Origin of the sequence: Tardiphaga sp. 172_B4_N1_3, assembly GCF_052076035.1 — a bacterium.
In the GTDB taxonomy this organism is placed as follows: domain Bacteria; phylum Pseudomonadota; class Alphaproteobacteria; order Rhizobiales; family Xanthobacteraceae; genus Tardiphaga; species Tardiphaga robiniae.
The window spans coordinates 5,207,152-5,224,253 of the sequence record NZ_CP197238.1 but is presented as its reverse complement, the minus strand read 5'-3'; the positions used below and the strand labels follow the sequence as shown (position 1 = coordinate 5,224,253).

Here is a 17,102-nt window from a genome sequence, read left to right as displayed (position 1 = left end):
TCGCCTCTCAAGTGATGCCTTTTTCACACCGGTCACTGGAAAAGATAGCAGCAGATGTGACCACTCGAATAGGTCTATCCTGATTCACACAGGAAGATAGTCGCGAGAGCGACGTCGCCCACCGACCAATCATGTCACGTTTCGCAACAGGAAAGCATCGATGACCGAACGCCGGGCACTTCGTGGATTACTGACGCTCGTGTTAGCCTTGGGCGTAGCCGCAGGAACACTCACTCTTGCCCAGGCTGCCGGGCCAACCAAGATCAAGTTTACCCTCGACTGGAAAATCCAAGGTCTGCATGCGTGGTACTACTGGGCGAAGGCCAAAGGGTACTTCAAAGATGAAAATCTCGACGTGACGATCGATCAGGGCGAAGGCTCGGCGGCGACCGTCACGCGGATCATGTCGGGCGCTTATGATGCCGGCTTCGGCGATATCAACGCCATCATTCAGAATGCTGCCGCCAAGCCGGACGATGCACCGGTGATGGTCTACATGATCTATAACAAGACGCCGTTCGCGCTGCTCAGCAAGGCGGATGGACCGATCAAAACTCTCAAGAATCTCGAGGGATCCAAGCTTGCCTCGCCTTCCGGCAGTGCGTCGCTGAAACTACTGCCGCTGCTCGCCAAGCAGAACGGCATCGATTACAGCAAGATCAGCATTCTGCAGGTTTCGCCGGCCTTGCAGGAACAAATGCTGCTGCAGGGCCAAGTGGATTCAATCGCGGTGTTCGCGGCCACCAGCTATCTCAACCTGGTGTCGCTCAAGGTCGATCCCGACAAGGACTTCCGCTGGAATTTTTATTCTGACGCCGGCCTCGACCTCTATTCCAACGGCGTAATGGTGTCGCAGAAGCTGCTGAAGGAACATCCGGAGGCGGTGAAAGGTCTGCTGCGCGCCATTAACCGCTCGATCAAGGAAACCGTCCAGGCACCGGACGCCGCCATCGACCTGCTCGCCACCGAGGAACCGCTGATCAAGAAGGATATCGAGAAGCGGCGCCTGACCTACGTTTACAACAACTTCATCAACACGCCAGAGGTCGGGGATCTGGGCCTCGGCGAGCTCGATCAGAAGCGCCTGACTTCAGCGATCTCCACCATCGTCACCTCGTTCGAACTGCCGCGAACACCGAAGCCCGACGACGTGTTCAACGATACGTTCCTGCCGGCCAAGCCCGACCGGATGCCCCCGACCATCGCGCCGTAATGACAACGTCTCGCTCCACCGGCGCGCCGCGTCGCATCACCTGCGCTCATGTGCTTGGCCCGGACGGGCCGATGCCCGGCGCACAGGTGATCGCGCTGCACGACGGCAAGATCCAGTCGATCGCGCGGACAACTGAAGCAGCAGAGTCGATCATGGCGCTGCCCGCTTTGGTCAATGCCCACGACCACGGCCGCGCGGTCCGCACCAGCTCCATCGGCGCCGACGCCAAGCCGCTGGAGTCCTGGATCCACTATCTCGCATTGTTTCCTGCGGTCGATCCCTATGTAGCGGCCTGCGTCGCGTTCGCCAGCAGCGCGCTGGGCGGTGCCGGTATCGTCATGAACCATTACACCCGCGTGCAGGGCTTCACTGATCTGCCGACCGAACTGGCCGAGGTATCGCGCGCGGCACGCGATGTCGGCGTGCGCACCGGCCTCGCCGTGGCAATGAGAGATCGCAATCCTTTGGTCTACGGTCCCTCGGAACCTGTGCTGGCAGCGCTGCCGCCGGACGTTCGGGCGGAGATCGCGCAGCGCTTCACGCGTCCGCCGCTGTCACCGCGCGATTACATGACGCTAGTGGACGAGATTGTCTCCGCCGCCGATGGCCCGACATTCGATGTGCAATATGGTCCCAATGGCGTGCAGTGGTGCAGCGACGCGCTGTTGCAGGCGATCGCCGAAGCCTCGGCACGGACCGGCCGCCGTGTCCACATGCATCTGCTCGAGACCAAGTATCAACGCCAGTGGTGTGACGCCAATTATCCTGGCGGCGTAGTCCGCATGCTGGACGAGATCGGTCTGCTGTCCCCGCGGCTGACGCTGGCACATTGCGTCTGGGCCCGGCCCGATGAACTCGAACTCCTGGCCGAACGGGGCGTCGTCATTTCGGTCAATACCAGCTCCAACCTGCATCTGCATTCGGGTCTGGCCCCCATGACCCGGATGTGGACCGCCGGATGCCGGATCGCCCTCGGCATCGACGGCAAAGCATTCGACGACGACAACGATGCACTGCGCGAGCTCCGACTGTCACATCTGCTTCATGCCGGCAGCGGTTTCGATCAAGTCGCGACCCGCCACCGGGCGCTGCATGAGAGCGTAAGCAACGGCCGCTTCGCCGTCACCAATATCGCCAGCGACGGCGGTCTGCGGGACCGTGCCGATGCGGACATGCTGCTGCTGGACTGGAACGCCCTCAACGACGACGCGCTGCGCAGCGATCTCGACCCGATCAATCTGCTGTTCTCGCGGGCAACCGCGCGCCATATCCGGGAAGTGATCGTCGCCGGCCACACGATCGTGCGCGATGGGCATGTCACCGGGATCGACTTCACGGCCGCGCGGCAGGAGATTCTGACGCAGATGCGCGCCGACATGCCCTCTTGCCAGAACCTGGCTGGGGCCCTCGCTGCGCTCGACGGCGTGATTGCCGCAAGCCTTTGCGGATGCTGCTGACGCGCCTGCGCCTCGCGGTTCTGCAAGCGCCGGCCTGAACAACGCGTTATCTGGACGATTCCGGTGAGGCCTTTTTTGCACCGCTTAGGCAAAAAGATAGCAGCAGATAAGTGCACTCGGATAGGCTTAACTTGTTCCTGAGGGCGGCCGCAGGCAGAAACACCCCACCGGCCGATCGTGTCACTCTTCTCAACAGGAACGCACCGATGACCGGACGCCATGCATTTCGTGGATTGCAGACGCTTGCCCTGACACTGATCGTGACGGCCGGATCGTTTGTCGCCGCGCAGGCCGACACCAGGATCAAGATGGTCCTGAACTGGAAGTATGAAGGTCCGCAGGGCATGTTCTTCCTGGCGCAGGATCGCGGCTACTTCAAAGCGGAAGGCCTCGATGTCAGTTTCGACCAGGGTAACGGCTCTGGTGCGGCGGTGCCGCAGGTCGCCAACGGGGCCTATGACATGGGGTTCGGCGACATCAATGCGCTGATCGAACTTGCCGCCAGGAAGCCGGACGAAGCGCCGATCGGCGTCTACCAGATGTACAACCGCCCGCCCTTCACGGTGGCGGTGAAAGCCGACAGCCCAATCAAGACCCCCGCCGATTTCGTTGGACGCAAGCTCGGCGGTGCGGCCAACGACGGCGCGCTGAAGCTATTCCCGGCGCTCTGCGCGGCGACCAAGATCGACTGCAGCAAGGTCGAGGTGACCAACATGCAGCCGAATCTGCGCGAACAGATGCTGATGAAGGATCAGGTCGACGGCGTGTTCGGCTACATCACCACCATCCGCTTCAGCGCCAGGCTGATCGGCATCGATCCTGAAAAGGAGATCCGCTTCATCAAATTCGGCGACTACGGCATGGATCTGTATTCCAACGCCATCATTGTCTCGCGCAAGTTTGCCAAGGAAAACCCTGACGCCGTGAAGGGCTTCCTCAAGGCGCTCAACCGTGGCGTCAAGGATGCGATGGCCGATCCCAAAGCAGCCATCGAGGCGGTGCAGAAGCGCGAACCGCTGATCAAGCCGGACATCGAACGCGCGCGCCTGGAAGCCACGCTGTCCGACGAAATGACTTCGCCGGAAATTTCAAAGATCGGCCATGGCGACATCAGCGACGAACGCATGAGCAAGGCGATCGATATCCTCGTCAGCGCCAAGGAGCTGCCACGCACGCCGAAGGTCGGCGAGGTATTCGACCGCAGCTTCATGCCGCCGCTGGCCGATCGCCCAACGGCCATCAAGGCCGCGATGTAACGACGAACCGGCCCCTCAGCATCATCGCCTCTCAACCGTCATTGCGAGCCCTGGCGAATTGGCGAAGCCAATTCGTTGGGCGAAACAATCCAGTCTTCTTCCGCTCGTGGCTTCTGGATTGCCGCGTCGCCTTCGCTCCTTGCAATCACGTCAAGGGGCCAGAGCAAATGACCCAAGAAAGACAACACCATGAAACTCTCCCTCGAAAACCGCGTCGTCATGATCACAGGCCCCGCCAAGGGTATGGGCGCCTCCATCACCCACGCCTTTGCCGAACAAGGCTGCAAGCTGGCGCTGCTGGGCCGCGATACCTCGGCGATCGAGCCGGTTGCCGCCGAGGTGAAAGCCAAGGGCGGCGAGGTGATCGTCATTCCCTGCGATCTCACGAAGTCCGAGCAATGCGAGGCCGCGGCGGAGAAGACCAAGGCGACGTTCGGCGGGCGCATCGACATTCTTGTCAATGTCGCCGGCGGCTCCGGCCCGATCGGCAAAACGGGGGTGCAAACCACGCCGGAGGAGTTCGACGAGATCGTCACGCTCAACATGAACGGTTGCTTCCACTCCATGCGCGCGGCACTGCCGACCATGATCGATCAGCGCTACGGCAAGATCGTCAATGTTGGCGGCACCTTCGGCATGCGCGGCCGCGCCGGCCGCATGGCCTACTCGGCCTCGAAATGGGGTCTGCGCGGCATCACCAAGAGCTTCGCGCTCGAGGTCGGCCCGCACAACATCAACGTCAATTGCGTGGCGCCTGGCATGGTCGATGGCCCGCGCTTTCGCGACAAGGTCTGCCGCGACATGGCGCTGAAGCTCGGCATCACCGAACAGGAAGCCGCCGAGCGCCACGCCATGGACTACGCGCTGCGCCGCGTCACCGTCGATGCCGACGTAGCCAATGCCTGCCTGTTTCTGGCCAGCGACGTCTCGCGCCAGATTACCGGCGTCGACCTGCCGGTCGATGGCGGTTGGGCCATGCTGTGAGCGAGGGGGCTAACATGAGCGACAAGGTCGATCTGGTCATCAATGGCGGCACCATCGTATCGCCCGATGCAAGCTACAAGGCTAGCATCGCCATCAAGGACGGCGTGATCCACGCTATCGGCGCGCCGGAGGCGATGCCGCCGGCGACGCAGATACTCGACGCCACGGGCCTTCATGTTCTGCCCGGCGCCATTGACGTGCACGTGCATTTCCGCGATCCCGGCTATCCGCAGAAGGAAGACTTTGCCAGCGGCACCGCCGCCGCGGCCTTTGGCGGCGTCACCACCGTGTTCGACATGCCCAACACGCTGCCGACCATCAACAATGCGGAAGCGCTGGCTGACAAGCACAAGATCGCTTCTGCCAAGGCCTATGTCGACTACGGGCTCTATGCGGTGCTGGGCGAAGACAGCATCGAACATGTCGACGCGCTGATCGATGGCGGCGTGATCGGCTTCAAGCTCTATATGGGCAACACTTTCGGCCGCATCCCCTCGCCGACCACCGGCGCGATGCTGGAAGCCTTCGAAGTGGTGGCCCCGACCGGCAAGCGCATCTCGCTGCATGCCGAGACCAATTCCATCATGGAGCGCCGCGAAGCACGGCTGCGTGCCAGCGGACGCATCGAATCGATCGCGCATCTGGCAGCACGGCCCGCCGTCGTCGCCGTCGAGGCCGTCGCTCGCGCGGCGATCCTCGCCGAATGGACCGGTGCGCGCATCCACGTGCTGCACATTTCCTCCGCTGCCGAATTGCAGCCGCTGGCCGAAGCCAAGGCGCGGGGCGTCGACATTACCGGCGAGACCTGCCCGCAATATCTGCTGCTGTCGGAGACCGATTACGAAAAATTCGGCGGCGTCGTGCGCGTCAACCCGCCGGTGCGCGAGAAGCCCAACCAGCAGCCGCTGTGGAACGCGCTGATGGATGGCACGATCGACATGATCGCCACCGACCATGCGCCACATGCACCGGACGAGAAGACCCGGCCGGACATCTGGACGGTCGACTGCGGCTTTCCCGGCGTCGAGACCCAGATGCCGCTGATGCTGACCGAGATCAACAAGGGCCGCGCCACCATCAACGACTACGTGCGCTGGAGCGCCGAGAGCCCCGCCAAGATCTGGGGCCTGTATCCACGCAAAGGCACGCTGACGGTGGGATCCGATGCCGATATCGCCATCGTCGACCTCAAGCGCGAATGGACCGTCGACGACGCGATGATCCAGTCGCGCGCGAAGATTTCGCCGTGGCATGGCCGCAAGGCCTCGGCACTGCCGATCCATACCATCGTGCGCGGCCGCTTCGTGATGAAGGACCGGATCTTGCAAGAGGAAGCCCGCGGCACCGGGCAATCGGTGCATGCGATCCAGCAGACGCTGCCGGCGATGCCGGCCAACACCGACTCGACCATGGCCGCGATCACCTCCGTGCAGAAAGCCTGACCCGATGAACGCACCGCTCGCCCACCCAAAGCCCCGCGCTGTGGACAATGTGATCGAGCTCGAAAAGGTGCGCGTCACCTTCGGCACGGCGAAGAACGCCGTGACCGCGCTGGCCGAGACGTCGCTACGCATAGACAAGGGCGAATTCGTCGCCCTGGTCGGTCCGTCCGGCTGCGGCAAGTCGACGATTCTGAAACTGGTGGCCGGCACGCTGAATGCGACCCAGGGCAACGTGTTCGTTGCCGGCCGCGAAATCGGCGCGGGCGCGGCACGGATCGGCATGGCGTTCCAGAACCCCACGCTGCTGCCGTGGCTGAATATCCGCGACAATGTCATGCTGCCACTGAAGATCGTGCCGCCGTTCAAGGAAAGCTTCAGCGCCAAACGCAAGAACGAATATCGCGACCGCGTCGAGGCCTCTCTGACGCAGGTCGGCCTCGGCGGCTTCGGCGACAAGTTTCCCTGGCAGCTCTCCGGCGGCATGCAGCAGCGTGCCTCGCTGTGCCGGGCGCTGATTCATGATCCGACCTTGCTGCTGCTCGACGAGCCATTCGGAGCGCTCGACCAGTTCACCCGCGAGGAGTTATGGGAGATCATGCAGAACCTGTGGATCGAGAAGCGCCCAACGGTGCTGCTGGTCACTCACGACCTCAAGGAAGCCGCCTATCTGGCGTCGCGCATCTGCGTGATGCAGGCGCGGCCCGGTCGCATCGTCGATGACAGCACGGTGCCGTTCGCGCGGCCACGCACCATCGACGTGTCGTTCGAGCCGGATTTCGTCACGCTGACCCAGCGCCTGCGCCAGCGCATCGTCGCGGCTCGCGCCGTTCAGGAGATCGTGTCATGAGCGAACGCGTCCGCCGCCAGGTCATGTCCACCGCCTGCATCATCGGCTTCTTCGTACTGTGGGAATTGTTGTGCCTGATGTTCCATGTCTCGGACATCGTGCTGCCGCGGCCGAGCCAGGTGCTTGCGACGCTCTGGACGCGCTTCCCCGCGATCTGGCCGCATGCGCTGCAGACGCTATACACAACCATGGTTGGGTTCGGCTTCGGCATCGCGATCGGCATTCTCCTGGGCATGCTGATCGGCTCGTCGAAGCTGGCCTATGACGTCGCCTATCCGATGCTGGTGGGATTCTCGTCGATCCCGAAAGTCGCGGTGGTGCCGATCTTCGTACTGTGGTTCGGCGCGGGCACCGTGCCGGCGATCCTCACCGCGATGATCATGTGCATCTTCCCGATCGTCGTGAACGTCGCCACCGGCCTTGCGGCGACAGAGCCCGAATTGCAGGATGTCATGAAGACGCTGCGCGCGACCAAGCTGGAAATTCTGTGGAATGTGGGCCTGCCGCGCACCATGCCGTACTTCTTCGCCTCACTGAAGGTGGCTGCGACGCTGGCTTTCGTCGGCACGGTGATTTCGGAAACCGTGGCCTCCAATCGCGGCATCGGCAATCTGATGATGATCGCGTCGTCCAGCTTCGATGTGCCGCTGGTGTTCGCCGGCCTGTTCATTCTGGCTGCATTGGGCGTCGGCTTGTATATTGTGTTCTCGCTGATCGAGGCGCGCGTCACCGGCTGGGCCGTGCGCAGCGACAGCTTCGCCGCCGGCGGCTGAACACAGGACATTCCATGACGCAGACACTGCTTCCGAGCCCGACGACCGTTCATTGGGGTTATTTCGACGCCACGCTGAAGCCGATCGCCACCATCGATCCCGGCGAGACGGTCACGATCACGAGCGTCAGCGGCACGCGCGAGAACCTCCCGACAGAAGCGGGCATGACCATCCGCCCCGAACTTGTCGCCATCCTGGATGCCGTCACGCCAGAGCTCGGGCCGCATATCCTCACCGGGCCTATCGCCGTGCGCGGCGCCCAACCGGGTGACGCATTGCGTGTCGAGATCCTTGATGTCCAGCTCGCGGATGACTGGGGCTACACGCTCTTCAAGCCCGGCATGGGCACGCTGCCCGACGACTTCGACTATTTCCGCCGCGTCCATATCGGACTTGATCGTGCCAGCGGCGCGGTAAAGACCCCATGGGGCATCAAGCTACAGGCGCAACCGTTCTTCGGTGTGATGGGTACCGCGCCGAAACCTGCGGTTGGCCGGGTCAGCACGACCATGCCCTCGCATTTTGGCGGCAATATCGACAACAGGGAGCTCGGCGCAGGCTGTGTTCTCTATCTTCCTGTCTGGGCCGAGGGTGGCCTGTTCTCCTGCGGTGACGGTCACGCCGTGCAGGGTGATGGCGAAGTCTGTGTGACCGCCGTCGAGACCGGCCTCACCGGCACGTTCAAGATCGATCTCGTCAAGAATACGCAGCTGGAGGCACCTTATGCCGAGACGAAGGATCACCTCATCTCGATGGCCTTCGATCCCGATCTCGACGAAGCCGCGCGTATCGCGCTCCGCCGGATGGTGAGCATGATTGTCGCACGCACAACACTGACGCCCGACGATGCCTATATGCTCTGCAGTCTCGCCGCCGATGTCCGCGTCACCCAGCTGGTCAACCTCGACAAGGGCATCCATGTCATGATGCCGCATGCGGTTCTGAACCAGTCGAAGCGCTAAACCGCGCGTTCGGCCGGCTCAAACGCGACCTCTTCGTCGTCGATCTTGTCGACGAAGGTTGCCGGTACGAGGCGCTTGCGATTGATGGTCAGATCGAACACGTCGAAACGATTGTAATAGCCGACCACGTCGTGGAACTGCTTCGGCTCGATGCAGCGGCGCAGGTCGAATTCGGCATAGGCGATGCCCTCCTCGTCCTGCAGCATGTCGCCGAGCACTTCGCCGGTCGGGTCGACGAAGAAGCTGGCGGCGCGCTGCGTGCGATCGATCACATCGACCGCGTCGGGATCCCGCGCGATCAGGAAGTCGCGCATCGCCTTGTCCATATAGCCGGCGGTGACGATGCCGAAGGCCTTGGCCTCGAACGAATGCGCGCTGGCGCGAATGCGATTGGCTGCGACATTGTTGAAATTGCCGCCGCTGCTCGGGCGGCGCGTCGGCCACATCGGCGGCCAGCTCGAAATGTGGATCTGCTCGGCCTGAGCCATCAGTGTATAGCGTGCCAGCGGATTGGTGTTCTCACCGCAGATGAGATTGCCGACACGGCCCACGGGCGTATCGGCGACACGGAGGCCCGCGCCATCGCCGGCAGCCCAGACCAGCTTCTCATAGAAGGTCGGCACCAGCTTGCGGTGATGGTTGAGAATACTGCCGTCGGGCCCGATCAGGACATTGCTGTTCCAGATCAGGCCGACGCTGACCGGCGAGCTTTCGCTGATGCCCATCGAAACCGTCACGCCAAGCGCCCGCGCCTCGTTGCGCAAGGCGGCCATTTCCGGACCTGCAATCGAGACCGACTGTTCGGCCATCGTCACGAACAGATCGTGATTCTCGATCGGCGCCCATAGTGCCGCCCAGACCGGAAACGCCGGGATATAAGTTTCAGGAAATGCGATCAGCTGCGCACCCGCGGCCGCGGCCTCGCGAATGATCGAAATCGCCTTCGCCGTGGTGGCCGCGCGATCGAGAAATATCGGCGCAGCATGGACCGCAGCGACTTTAACCTGTGACGACATCGTCATTCTTCCTCTTGCATCGATGCAGCGATGTCTCAGGCTCGTCGGAAGGCCCGGAAATGTCGCTGAACCATGTTCGAGGAGGAACCTATCCATTCAGGGCCGCGGGACCACCGGGCATTTCTGCAACCCGGGGTGCACGGACCACCATGCTTCGAGGATCAACCGGGCCTGGCTGGGCGCCTCGCTTCACCACGTCTGGTTTCGGGAGTTGTCGCCGATGCCGTAGCCATAGCTTGTCGGCGCACTCGCATAGGAATCCATCGGCCGCACCGGCGGAGCAACGGAAGGAACCGTCACGCGGGCGGGAGCATGGACACGTCGCTGCTGTACACGGCGGGCTGCGCTGATGTCGGTGGAGAGCCGGGGATCTCCGATCCAGCGATAGGCCTTGTCGGACGCCGCCGAGCTCTCCGCCATGGAAGTCAACATCACGAAAGCCACGGATGCGGGCACCAGGAGCCACCGCCGGGCCGATTTCATCATCGTGTTGCGCGCAGACATTTGAGCGATCCTTTCATCATGGTTGAGGTAGCGAGATATCTTCGGGTGGAGCGTCGATGCGAACTATTCGTCAAAGGCGGGGACGATCATGCAAGCGTCCGTGGCCCGTTTCTGGATACTCCCCGAGGAGCATCACTGCTGTGTTGCGAGCGCAGACATCATCATGTTGTCGCGGCGCCAGACGTTGGGGCTGGCCCCGGTCGCGCGGCGAAACTGGCGGCACATGTGGGCCTGATCGGAGAAGCCACAATCGATGGCGATCTCGCAGAGTGACTTGCTGCTGGATGTCATCAGCACCATCGCACGCGTCAGACGGCGGGAGACGATATAGGCATGGGGAGACTGGCCGAACGTGGTCTTGAACGCATTTGAGAAGTAACCGCAACTCAGGCGAGCGAGACTCGCGAGATCCGATACTTGGATCGCCTCATCCAGATTTGAATCAATGTGGCGCTTGATCCGCTCCGCCTGCCAGCGTGCGAGGCCGCCCCTCGCGGGGCTGACGGGCGACGGTTGGGAGGGCGCCTCGAGCAGCGATGCAGCCTGCCTGATGCAGCGAAGAGCCGCACCAACATCCGATCCAATCGCCTGCCGTGCATCTAGCAGGAGCTGGGCGACCGTCGTAGAACTTGCGTCAGACAATATACCGGCAAACGAGTCAGAATTCTGGGACTGTGAATCGAGCAGCATATCGGTCTCCTTTGGATGGTGAATGCCATCGACATCGCGATGACTTCGACGATCCAAGGATGAGAGATTCCGGCCGCGCTAACCATTCTACGAGGATAGAGATTCAAGAAACGAAGGTAATCCCGCCCTATACCAAGGTTTATCCTGGGCGAGACGCCACCGACTTCAGACGACTTCACCATTCCCTGCAGGACGCACGCCCTGCTTCCTATTTTGCGGCTCAAATGACCAATTCTGATCGGGTGCACCGCCCCTCACAGCTGCCCATGGCCATTGCGACAGCTATCCTTGCTGCAGGCATTTTCGCGTTCGACGCCTTCAGCACATTCGAGATCGCCGTCGCGGCGCTTTATATCGTCGTGCTGCTGATGGCGCTCCGTTTCACCAATGTCACGGGTATCATCCTGATCGCCCTCGGTTGCATCGGCCTGACAATCCTCGGCTATCTGATCGGCCACGCGAACGACCCCAATGAGGGAGCAATGCTGCGCGGCGCCGTCAGCGCGCTCGCCATTGCCATCGCCGCCGTGCTCTGCGTTCAGATCAGGATGTCGGACGCAAGGCTTCGGCAGAGCGAAGAGCGCTATCGCAACATCTTTCAGGGCACGAGTGTTGCCATCTGGGAGCAGGACTTCACGGAAGCGGCCAATGCCTGCGCGCCGATCCTGCAACAAGGCATTCCCCGATTGCGCGACTATCTCATCGCCAATGAGGGTTTCCTCAAGCATTGCCTGTTTCTCGTCCGGACCCTCGACGCGAATGATGCCGCGAAGCAACTGATCGGCGATCTCGACCAGAAGAATGTTCAGCAGTCCTGGGATGCGGCACTCGAGCCAGAGACTTTGGTCGCCTTTCGCGAAATCCTGCTCGCATTTCTTGCGGGAGAAAGCTCATTCACGATTGAAGCGGCCATCCGTGCCGTCAACGGCGAGTTGCGTACCACCATCGTCACGGCAACCTTCCCCACCGATCGATCTCGTTCCGTCCTGATCAATTCGCTTGATGCCACCGCCAAGATCGCAGCCGAGCAAGCACTCCAGCAGAGCATCGCAGAACTCACCCGCGTCTCGCGCATCGCAACATTGGGGGCCCTGACGGCATCGATCGGCCATGAGGTCAACCAGCCACTTGCCGCCGTGGTGACCAATGCAGAGGCGGCCTTGCGCTGGCTGTCGCGGGAACGGCCCGATCTCGGCGAAACCACGGCCTGTCTCAAGGAAGTCGTGCAGGAGGGGCGCAGGGCGGGCGACATCATCCACCGGCTGAGGTCGCTCGCCGTGAAGGGCGAGTTGGCGCGTGGCCCGGTCGACGTCAACGCCATCGTCACGCAGGTACTGGCGATGGTTCAGCGCGATCTGGCACAGCACCAGATTTCAGCAGTCCTCGACCTCACACCCGATCTGCCCACCATCGCCGGCGACGAAGTACAGCTTCAGCAGGTGCTGATGAATCTCGTCAACAACGCCGTCCACGCCATGAAGGCGACCGAGACGAAAGAGCTGAGGGTGTGGTCGGCATTCGACGCGGCACGAGGAATTCTCGTCTCGGTGCGCGATTCAGGATCAGGTATCCCGGACGACCATATGCAACGCCTGTTCGCGCCGTTCTTCACGACAAAGGCCGAGGGGATGGGCATCGGCCTGTCGATCTCCCGATCCATCATTGAGTCGCATCACGGGCGCATCTGGGCGGAACGAAACGAGAGTGGTGGAACCACCTTTCATTTCATGATACCGACAGCGACCGCAGAAGGACCCGGCAACCTTGCCTAACGACGCAGAAGCACCTTTGGTCGTCGTCGTGGACGACGAAGCCGCCATCCGCACTGCGGTTGGCAGTCTGCTGCGCTCGGTCGGATATGAAGTCAGCTTCGCCTCCTCGGCGGTCGAGCTTCTCGAGAGCGACATTCTCACCAGGGCCAGCTGCCTTGTCCTCGATATTCGGCTGCCGATCGTCAGCGGCCTTGATTTCCAGAAGCGCCTGGCCGATCTCGGCGGCAATACACCCATCGTCTTCATGACCGGCCATGCCGATGTGCCGATGACGGTGCGCGCCATGAAGGCCGGAGCCGTCGATTTTCTCGCCAAGCCGTTTCGCGATCAGGAAATGCTCGATGCCGTCGCCGGCGCGGTGGAGCGCGACCGCAAGGCGCGGCAAGAGCGCGATGGACTGGCCGATATCAAGGAGCGTTTCGGCACTTTGAGTGCGCGGGAACGCGAGGTGATGGAATTTGCCACCGCTGGGCTGCTGAACAAACAGATCGCCGCAAAGCTGAACCTCAGCGAAATTACGGTTAAGATCCACCGCGGCAAGATGATGAAGAAGATGGATGCGAAATCCTTCGCCTCTCTGGTGCGCATGGCCGAGGCCATCGGCATGAAACCAGCCCCGGGTACCTCCCGATAAACCTCAGTATGATTTCACTACACGGCGTTATTTGACAATATCCTAGGCGAAACGGCTCAACACTGGGGTCGCTGTCAAAGCTGCCGTGTGGAGATTGCGTTGAACTCTGAACATGCCATTGCCATCATCGACGATTCCTCGTCGGTTCGCCGCGCGCTTGAAAGCCTGCTGCGATCGCTGGGCTTTGTCGTTCTCAGCTTCGAATCCGCCGAAGCGTTTCTGACATCGCCGTCGGTGCTCGCTACGTCATGCGTGGTGACCGACGTCGAAATGCCGGGCCTCACCGGCATCGACCTCTATGAGCGCATGCGCTCGGACAAGAACCAGACGCCGGTCATTTTCATCACGGCCAATTCCGAGCAAAAGGTGCGTCAGCGGCTGGGCAACACGCCCTGCGTCCTCAACAAGCCGTTTGAAGTCGACGAACTAGCCGCCTGCATCAACCAGGCTATCGCGACACCATAGCAGCACTGATCTTCCCAATATCGATGGCACCGATCCCCCAATAGCGATGGGCTCACATGCCCTATATGCCGTCACGCGGCGGTTTTAACGCGCGCGCGTGTCGGATACTGTGCGCGCACTTACATGGGGGAATGACATGAGTTTGTCTGGAGTTTTTGCGCGCATCGTGGCGGTCATCGGCGGCGCGGCGCTGCAGTGGCGCCGCCTGCAGGGCAATACGCACGCGCCCGCCTGGGGCAGCGCGCCAGTGGTGCCGGAGGCCAAGCCACAAGGCGCCATCCCCACATTGAAGATGCCGACCGCTCAGGGTTGGGCCGCGGGACAGAAGCCAGTTGTAGCGCCCGGGCTCAAGGTCAATGCCTTTGCCTCCGGCCTGAAACATCCGCGCTGGATCAATGTGCTGCCCAATGGCGACGTCCTCATCGCCGAGGCGACGCAGGTTGCGGGCCCGGTGCGCAACATGTTCGGCTATGCGATGCAGGCCACGATGCGGCGGGCCGCGGCGCTCGGCGTCAGCGCCAACCGCATCACGCTGCTGCGCGACCGGGACGGCGACGGTGTCGCCGAGACCAGCCAGACCTTCATGGAGGGGCTGAACCAGCCGTTCGGTATGGCGCTGCTGAAGGACACGTTCTATGTCGGAAATGTCGATGGCGTGGTGGCCTTCCCCTATGTGGCGGGCGCAGACAGCATCACGGCGCCGGGTAAGAAACTCACCAATTTCAAGTCGGGCGGTCACTGGACGCGGAGCATCCTGCCGAGCCCGGATGGCAGCAAGCTCTATATCGGCGTCGGCTCGCTGAGCAACATCGCCGAAGGCGGCATGGAGGTCGAAGAAGGCCGCGCCGCCGTCTATGAGCTCGATCTTGCGAGGGGCAAGAGCCGCATCTTCGGCGCCGGCTTGCGCAACCCCGTCGGCCTCGCTTGGGAGCCGACGACCGGCGCGCTATGGACCGTGGTCAATGAGCGCGACGGCCTCGGCGACGAGACGCCGCCGGATTACCTGACCTCGGTGCGCGATGGCGGCTTCTATGGCTGGCCCTATTGCTACTGGGGCAAGACGGTGGACGACCGCGTGCCGCAGGATCCGGCGCTGGTGGCCACCGCGATCACCCCCGACTATGCGCTGGGTGGTCACACTGCATCGCTCGGACTGTGCTGGCTGCCGGACGGCACGCTGCCGGGATTTCCGGACGGCATGGTCATCGGCCAGCACGGGTCGTGGAATCGCAGCACGCTCAGCGGCTACAAGGTCGTCTTCATCCCGTTCGTGAACGGCAAGCCGTCCGGCCCGCCGCGCGATATCCTGTCGGGCTTCCTCGCACCGGACGAGAAGGTGTCCTACGGACGCCCGGTCGGTGTCACGCTCACCTCCGACGGCGCTTTACTGGTGGCCGACGATGTGGGCGATGTGATCTGGCGTGTAACGGGCGCGGCTTAAGGGCCGCGGACTAGTCCGGCAGGCTCGTGGAGCACGCGTTAGTCGCGCGCTCCACGCTTCGACCTACTTCATCGTTGGCATCACGAATTCCGGCCCCTGCGCAATGCTCGTCGGCCAACGGCTGGTGACGGTCTTGAGGCGGGTATAGAAGCGTATGCCTTCCGGCCCGTGCATCGAATGGTCACCGAACAGCGAAGCTTTCCAGCCACCGAAGGAGTGGAACGCTACGGGCACCGGGATCGGCACATTGATGCCGACCATGCCGACGCGAATGCGATGAGCGAATTCACGCGCGACGTCGCCGTTCTGCGTGAAGATCGCCGTGCCATTGCCGTATTCGTTGTCGTTGATCATGCGCGCTGCCGTCGCATAATCCGGCGTACGCACCACCGCGAGCACGGGCCCGAAGATCTCTTCCTTGTAGATCTTCATGTCCGGCGTCACGTGATCGAACAGCGAGCCGCCGATGAAGTAGCCGCCCTCGTTGGACCGGAAGTCCCGGCCATCGACGACCAGCTTGGCGCCCTGCTCGACGCCGGAGTCGACATAGCCACGCACCTTGTCGAGATGCTGCTGGGTCACCAGCGGGCCCATTTCGGACTCGGCGTTGAAGCCCGACCCGACCTTCAGCGCACGGATCTTTGGCTCAAGCTTCGAGATCAAGGCATCCGCCGTCTTCTCGCCGACCGGCACAGCCACCGAAATCGCCATGCAGCGCTCGCCGGCCGAGCCATAGGCGGCGCCCATCAGCGCATCCACGGCCTGGTCGATGTCGGCGTCGGGCATCACCACCATGTGGTTCTTGGCGCCACCGAGTGCCTGGCAACGCTTGCCGGTGCTGGTCGCGGTCGAATAGATGTAGCGCGCAATCGGGGTCGATCCGACGAAGCTGATCGCTGCAACATCGGGATGATGCAGCAGCGCATCGACGGCTTCCTTGTCGCCATGCACAACGTTGAACACACCTGCCGGCAGACCGGCTTCGGCCAGCCATTCGGCAATCAGAAGCGAGGCCGACGGGTCACGCTCGGAGGGCTTGAGTACGAAGGTGTTGCCGCAAGCCAGCGCCACCGGGAACATCCACATCGGCACCATGACCGGGAAATTGAACGGCGTGATGCCGGCCACGACACCAAGCGCCTGACGTACGCCGTAGCTGTCGACGCGCGTGCCGACATTCTCGCTGACTTCGCCCTTCAGCAGCTGCGGAGCACCCACAGCGAATTCGACGACTTCGAGGCCGCGCTGGATTTCACCCTTGGCGTCCGACAGGGTCTTGCCGTGCTCCGAGGTGATCACCGCCGCGAGATCGTCGATGCGGTCTTCGCAGATGCGCAGGAATTTATTGAGAATACGGGCACGGCGCAGGGATGGCGTATCGGCCCAGCTTTCGGCAGCCGCGCTTGCGGCAGCAACCGCGGCGCCCACTTCGGACGTGCTGGCAAGACCCACCTGAGCAGTTTGCTCGCCGGTGGCCGGGTTGAAAACAGGCGATGTCCGGCCGCTGCGACCTGCCACCTGCTGTCCGCCGATATAGTGCTTGATTTCCGAAGCCATCGAACTCTCCTTTGATGCTCCGGCGGTCTTGCGCCGCTTCCCCGGCCCGGACAACGCGAAGTATTGCGGCTTCGATGTGCAGCAAATAG

General features: G+C 62.4%; 17 protein-coding genes. 12 read left to right on the top strand and 5 right to left on the bottom strand.

Annotation, left to right across the window (positions count from 1 at the left end; genetic code table 11):
* The first annotated feature begins 160 nt into the window (after positions 1 to 160).
* The 3 genes from AB7783_RS24775 to AB7783_RS24765 all read left to right on the top strand — a co-directional run bounded on the left by AB7783_RS24775 (position 161) and on the right by AB7783_RS24765 (position 3,926).
* Positions 161 to 1,213, top strand: a complete 1,053-nt coding sequence (locus AB7783_RS24775; RefSeq protein ID WP_441279050.1) for an ABC transporter substrate-binding protein — start codon at positions 161 to 163, stop codon at positions 1,211 to 1,213.
* The gene (locus tag AB7783_RS24770; RefSeq protein ID WP_441279049.1) at positions 1,213 to 2,670 is read left to right on the top strand and encodes an amidohydrolase family protein; all 1,458 of its coding nucleotides are present in this window, start codon (positions 1,213 to 1,215) and stop codon (positions 2,668 to 2,670) included. Before AB7783_RS24775 ends, AB7783_RS24770 begins: the two co-directional genes overlap by 1 nt.
* A 206-nt stretch (positions 2,671 to 2,876) precedes the next feature.
* Entirely contained in the window at positions 2,877 to 3,926 is a 1,050-nt protein-coding gene (locus AB7783_RS24765) for an ABC transporter substrate-binding protein (protein WP_441279048.1), read from the top strand.
* A gap of 38 nt (positions 3,927 to 3,964) precedes the next feature.
* Here AB7783_RS24765 and AB7783_RS24760 read toward each other — a convergent pair whose 3' ends face one another.
* Complete coding sequence (locus AB7783_RS24760) at positions 3,965 to 4,117, bottom strand: hypothetical protein (RefSeq protein WP_441279047.1); 153 nt, start codon at positions 4,115 to 4,117, stop codon at positions 3,965 to 3,967.
* On the opposite strand from AB7783_RS24760, the gene AB7783_RS24755 reads away from it, so the two are divergent.
* From AB7783_RS24755 to AB7783_RS24735, 5 genes are read left to right on the top strand one after another with little or no spacing between them, the layout of a single operon-like run.
* The gene (locus AB7783_RS24755) at positions 4,116 to 4,910 is read left to right on the top strand and encodes an SDR family NAD(P)-dependent oxidoreductase (protein ID WP_089266670.1); all 795 of its coding nucleotides are present in this window, start codon (positions 4,116 to 4,118) and stop codon (positions 4,908 to 4,910) included. The genes AB7783_RS24760 and AB7783_RS24755 overlap by 2 nt on opposite strands.
* 14 nt (positions 4,911 to 4,924) lie before the next feature.
* Positions 4,925 to 6,352 carry an allantoinase AllB gene (gene allB, locus AB7783_RS24750; RefSeq protein WP_441279046.1) on the top strand — a complete coding sequence of 476 codons (1,428 nt, stop codon included), beginning with the start codon at positions 4,925 to 4,927 and terminating at the stop codon, positions 6,350 to 6,352.
* 4 nt (positions 6,353 to 6,356) lie between these two features.
* On the top strand, positions 6,357 to 7,199 hold the full coding sequence (locus tag AB7783_RS24745) for an ABC transporter ATP-binding protein (protein ID WP_441279045.1): 843 nt from the start codon (positions 6,357 to 6,359) through the stop codon (positions 7,197 to 7,199).
* Positions 7,196 to 7,972, top strand: a complete 777-nt coding sequence (locus tag AB7783_RS24740) for an ABC transporter permease (RefSeq protein ID WP_068737726.1) — start codon at positions 7,196 to 7,198, stop codon at positions 7,970 to 7,972. The genes AB7783_RS24745 and AB7783_RS24740 overlap by 4 nt, the downstream gene beginning before the upstream one ends.
* A 14-nt stretch (positions 7,973 to 7,986) precedes the next feature.
* Positions 7,987 to 8,934, top strand: coding sequence for an acetamidase/formamidase family protein (locus tag AB7783_RS24735; protein ID WP_441279044.1), 948 nt, complete (start codon positions 7,987 to 7,989; stop codon positions 8,932 to 8,934).
* Here AB7783_RS24735 and AB7783_RS24730 read toward each other — a convergent pair.
* The 3 genes from AB7783_RS24730 to AB7783_RS24720 all read right to left on the bottom strand — a co-directional run bounded on the left by AB7783_RS24730 (position 8,931) and on the right by AB7783_RS24720 (position 11,096).
* Positions 8,931 to 9,950, bottom strand: coding sequence for a carbon-nitrogen hydrolase family protein (locus tag AB7783_RS24730; protein WP_441279043.1), 1,020 nt, complete (start codon positions 9,948 to 9,950; stop codon positions 8,931 to 8,933). The two genes, AB7783_RS24735 and AB7783_RS24730, sit on opposite strands and share 4 nt — an antisense overlap.
* A gap of 189 nt (positions 9,951 to 10,139) precedes the next feature.
* Positions 10,140 to 10,454 carry a hypothetical protein gene (locus AB7783_RS24725; RefSeq protein ID WP_231078455.1) on the bottom strand — a complete coding sequence of 105 codons (315 nt, stop codon included), beginning with the start codon at positions 10,452 to 10,454 and terminating at the stop codon, positions 10,140 to 10,142.
* Positions 10,455 to 10,586: 132 nt separating this feature from the next.
* Entirely contained in the window at positions 10,587 to 11,096 is a 510-nt protein-coding gene (locus tag AB7783_RS24720) for a helix-turn-helix domain-containing protein (protein ID WP_441279042.1), read from the bottom strand.
* Here AB7783_RS24720 and AB7783_RS24715 point away from each other — a divergent pair.
* From AB7783_RS24715 to AB7783_RS24700, 4 genes are all read left to right on the top strand, one after another.
* The gene (locus AB7783_RS24715) at positions 11,084 to 12,916 is read left to right on the top strand and encodes a sensor histidine kinase (RefSeq protein ID WP_441279041.1); all 1,833 of its coding nucleotides are present in this window, start codon (positions 11,084 to 11,086) and stop codon (positions 12,914 to 12,916) included. The genes AB7783_RS24720 and AB7783_RS24715 overlap by 13 nt on opposite strands.
* Positions 12,909 to 13,550: a response regulator transcription factor gene (locus AB7783_RS24710; protein WP_089266657.1), complete on the top strand. Its 642-nt coding sequence runs from the start codon at positions 12,909 to 12,911 to the stop codon at positions 13,548 to 13,550. The genes AB7783_RS24715 and AB7783_RS24710 overlap by 8 nt, the downstream gene beginning before the upstream one ends.
* Before the next feature lie 99 nt (positions 13,551 to 13,649).
* A complete protein-coding gene (locus tag AB7783_RS24705; protein WP_176454687.1) occupies positions 13,650 to 14,015 on the top strand; it encodes a response regulator transcription factor in 366 nt (121 codons plus the stop codon).
* 136 nt (positions 14,016 to 14,151) lie between these two features.
* Positions 14,152 to 15,456 carry a PQQ-dependent sugar dehydrogenase gene (locus AB7783_RS24700; RefSeq protein WP_441279040.1) on the top strand — a complete coding sequence of 435 codons (1,305 nt, stop codon included), beginning with the start codon at positions 14,152 to 14,154 and terminating at the stop codon, positions 15,454 to 15,456.
* A gap of 63 nt (positions 15,457 to 15,519) precedes the next feature.
* Here AB7783_RS24700 and AB7783_RS24695 read toward each other — a convergent pair whose 3' ends face one another.
* Positions 15,520 to 17,013, bottom strand: coding sequence for a CoA-acylating methylmalonate-semialdehyde dehydrogenase (locus AB7783_RS24695; protein ID WP_441279039.1), 1,494 nt, complete (start codon positions 17,011 to 17,013; stop codon positions 15,520 to 15,522).
* Positions 17,014 to 17,102: the final 89 nt, after the last annotated feature.

Excerpts from the sequence above, each read along its gene's own strand:
- allB (WP_441279046.1), top strand. The coding sequence starts at position 4,925 with ATGAGCGACAAGGTCGATCTGGTCATCAATGGCGGCACCATCGTATCG.
- AB7783_RS24775 (WP_441279050.1), top strand. The coding sequence starts at position 161 with ATGACCGAACGCCGGGCACTTCGTGGATTACTGACGCTCGTGTTAGCC.
- AB7783_RS24745 (WP_441279045.1), top strand. The coding sequence starts at position 6,357 with ATGAACGCACCGCTCGCCCACCCAAAGCCCCGCGCTGTGGACAATGTG.
- AB7783_RS24725 (WP_231078455.1), bottom strand. The coding sequence starts at position 10,454 with ATGTCTGCGCGCAACACGATGATGAAATCGGCCCGGCGGTGGCTCCTG.
- AB7783_RS24765 (WP_441279048.1), top strand. The coding sequence starts at position 2,877 with ATGACCGGACGCCATGCATTTCGTGGATTGCAGACGCTTGCCCTGACA.
- AB7783_RS24770 (WP_441279049.1), top strand. The coding sequence starts at position 1,213 with ATGACAACGTCTCGCTCCACCGGCGCGCCGCGTCGCATCACCTGCGCT.
- AB7783_RS24755 (WP_089266670.1), top strand. The coding sequence starts at position 4,116 with ATGAAACTCTCCCTCGAAAACCGCGTCGTCATGATCACAGGCCCCGCC.
- AB7783_RS24700 (WP_441279040.1), top strand. The coding sequence starts at position 14,152 with ATGAGTTTGTCTGGAGTTTTTGCGCGCATCGTGGCGGTCATCGGCGGC.
- AB7783_RS24730 (WP_441279043.1), bottom strand. The coding sequence starts at position 9,950 with ATGTCGTCACAGGTTAAAGTCGCTGCGGTCCATGCTGCGCCGATATTT.
- AB7783_RS24735 (WP_441279044.1), top strand. The coding sequence starts at position 7,987 with ATGACGCAGACACTGCTTCCGAGCCCGACGACCGTTCATTGGGGTTAT.
- AB7783_RS24760 (WP_441279047.1), bottom strand. The coding sequence starts at position 4,117 with ATGGTGTTGTCTTTCTTGGGTCATTTGCTCTGGCCCCTTGACGTGATT.
- AB7783_RS24695 (WP_441279039.1), bottom strand. The coding sequence starts at position 17,013 with ATGGCTTCGGAAATCAAGCACTATATCGGCGGACAGCAGGTGGCAGGT.
- AB7783_RS24740 (WP_068737726.1), top strand. The coding sequence starts at position 7,196 with ATGAGCGAACGCGTCCGCCGCCAGGTCATGTCCACCGCCTGCATCATC.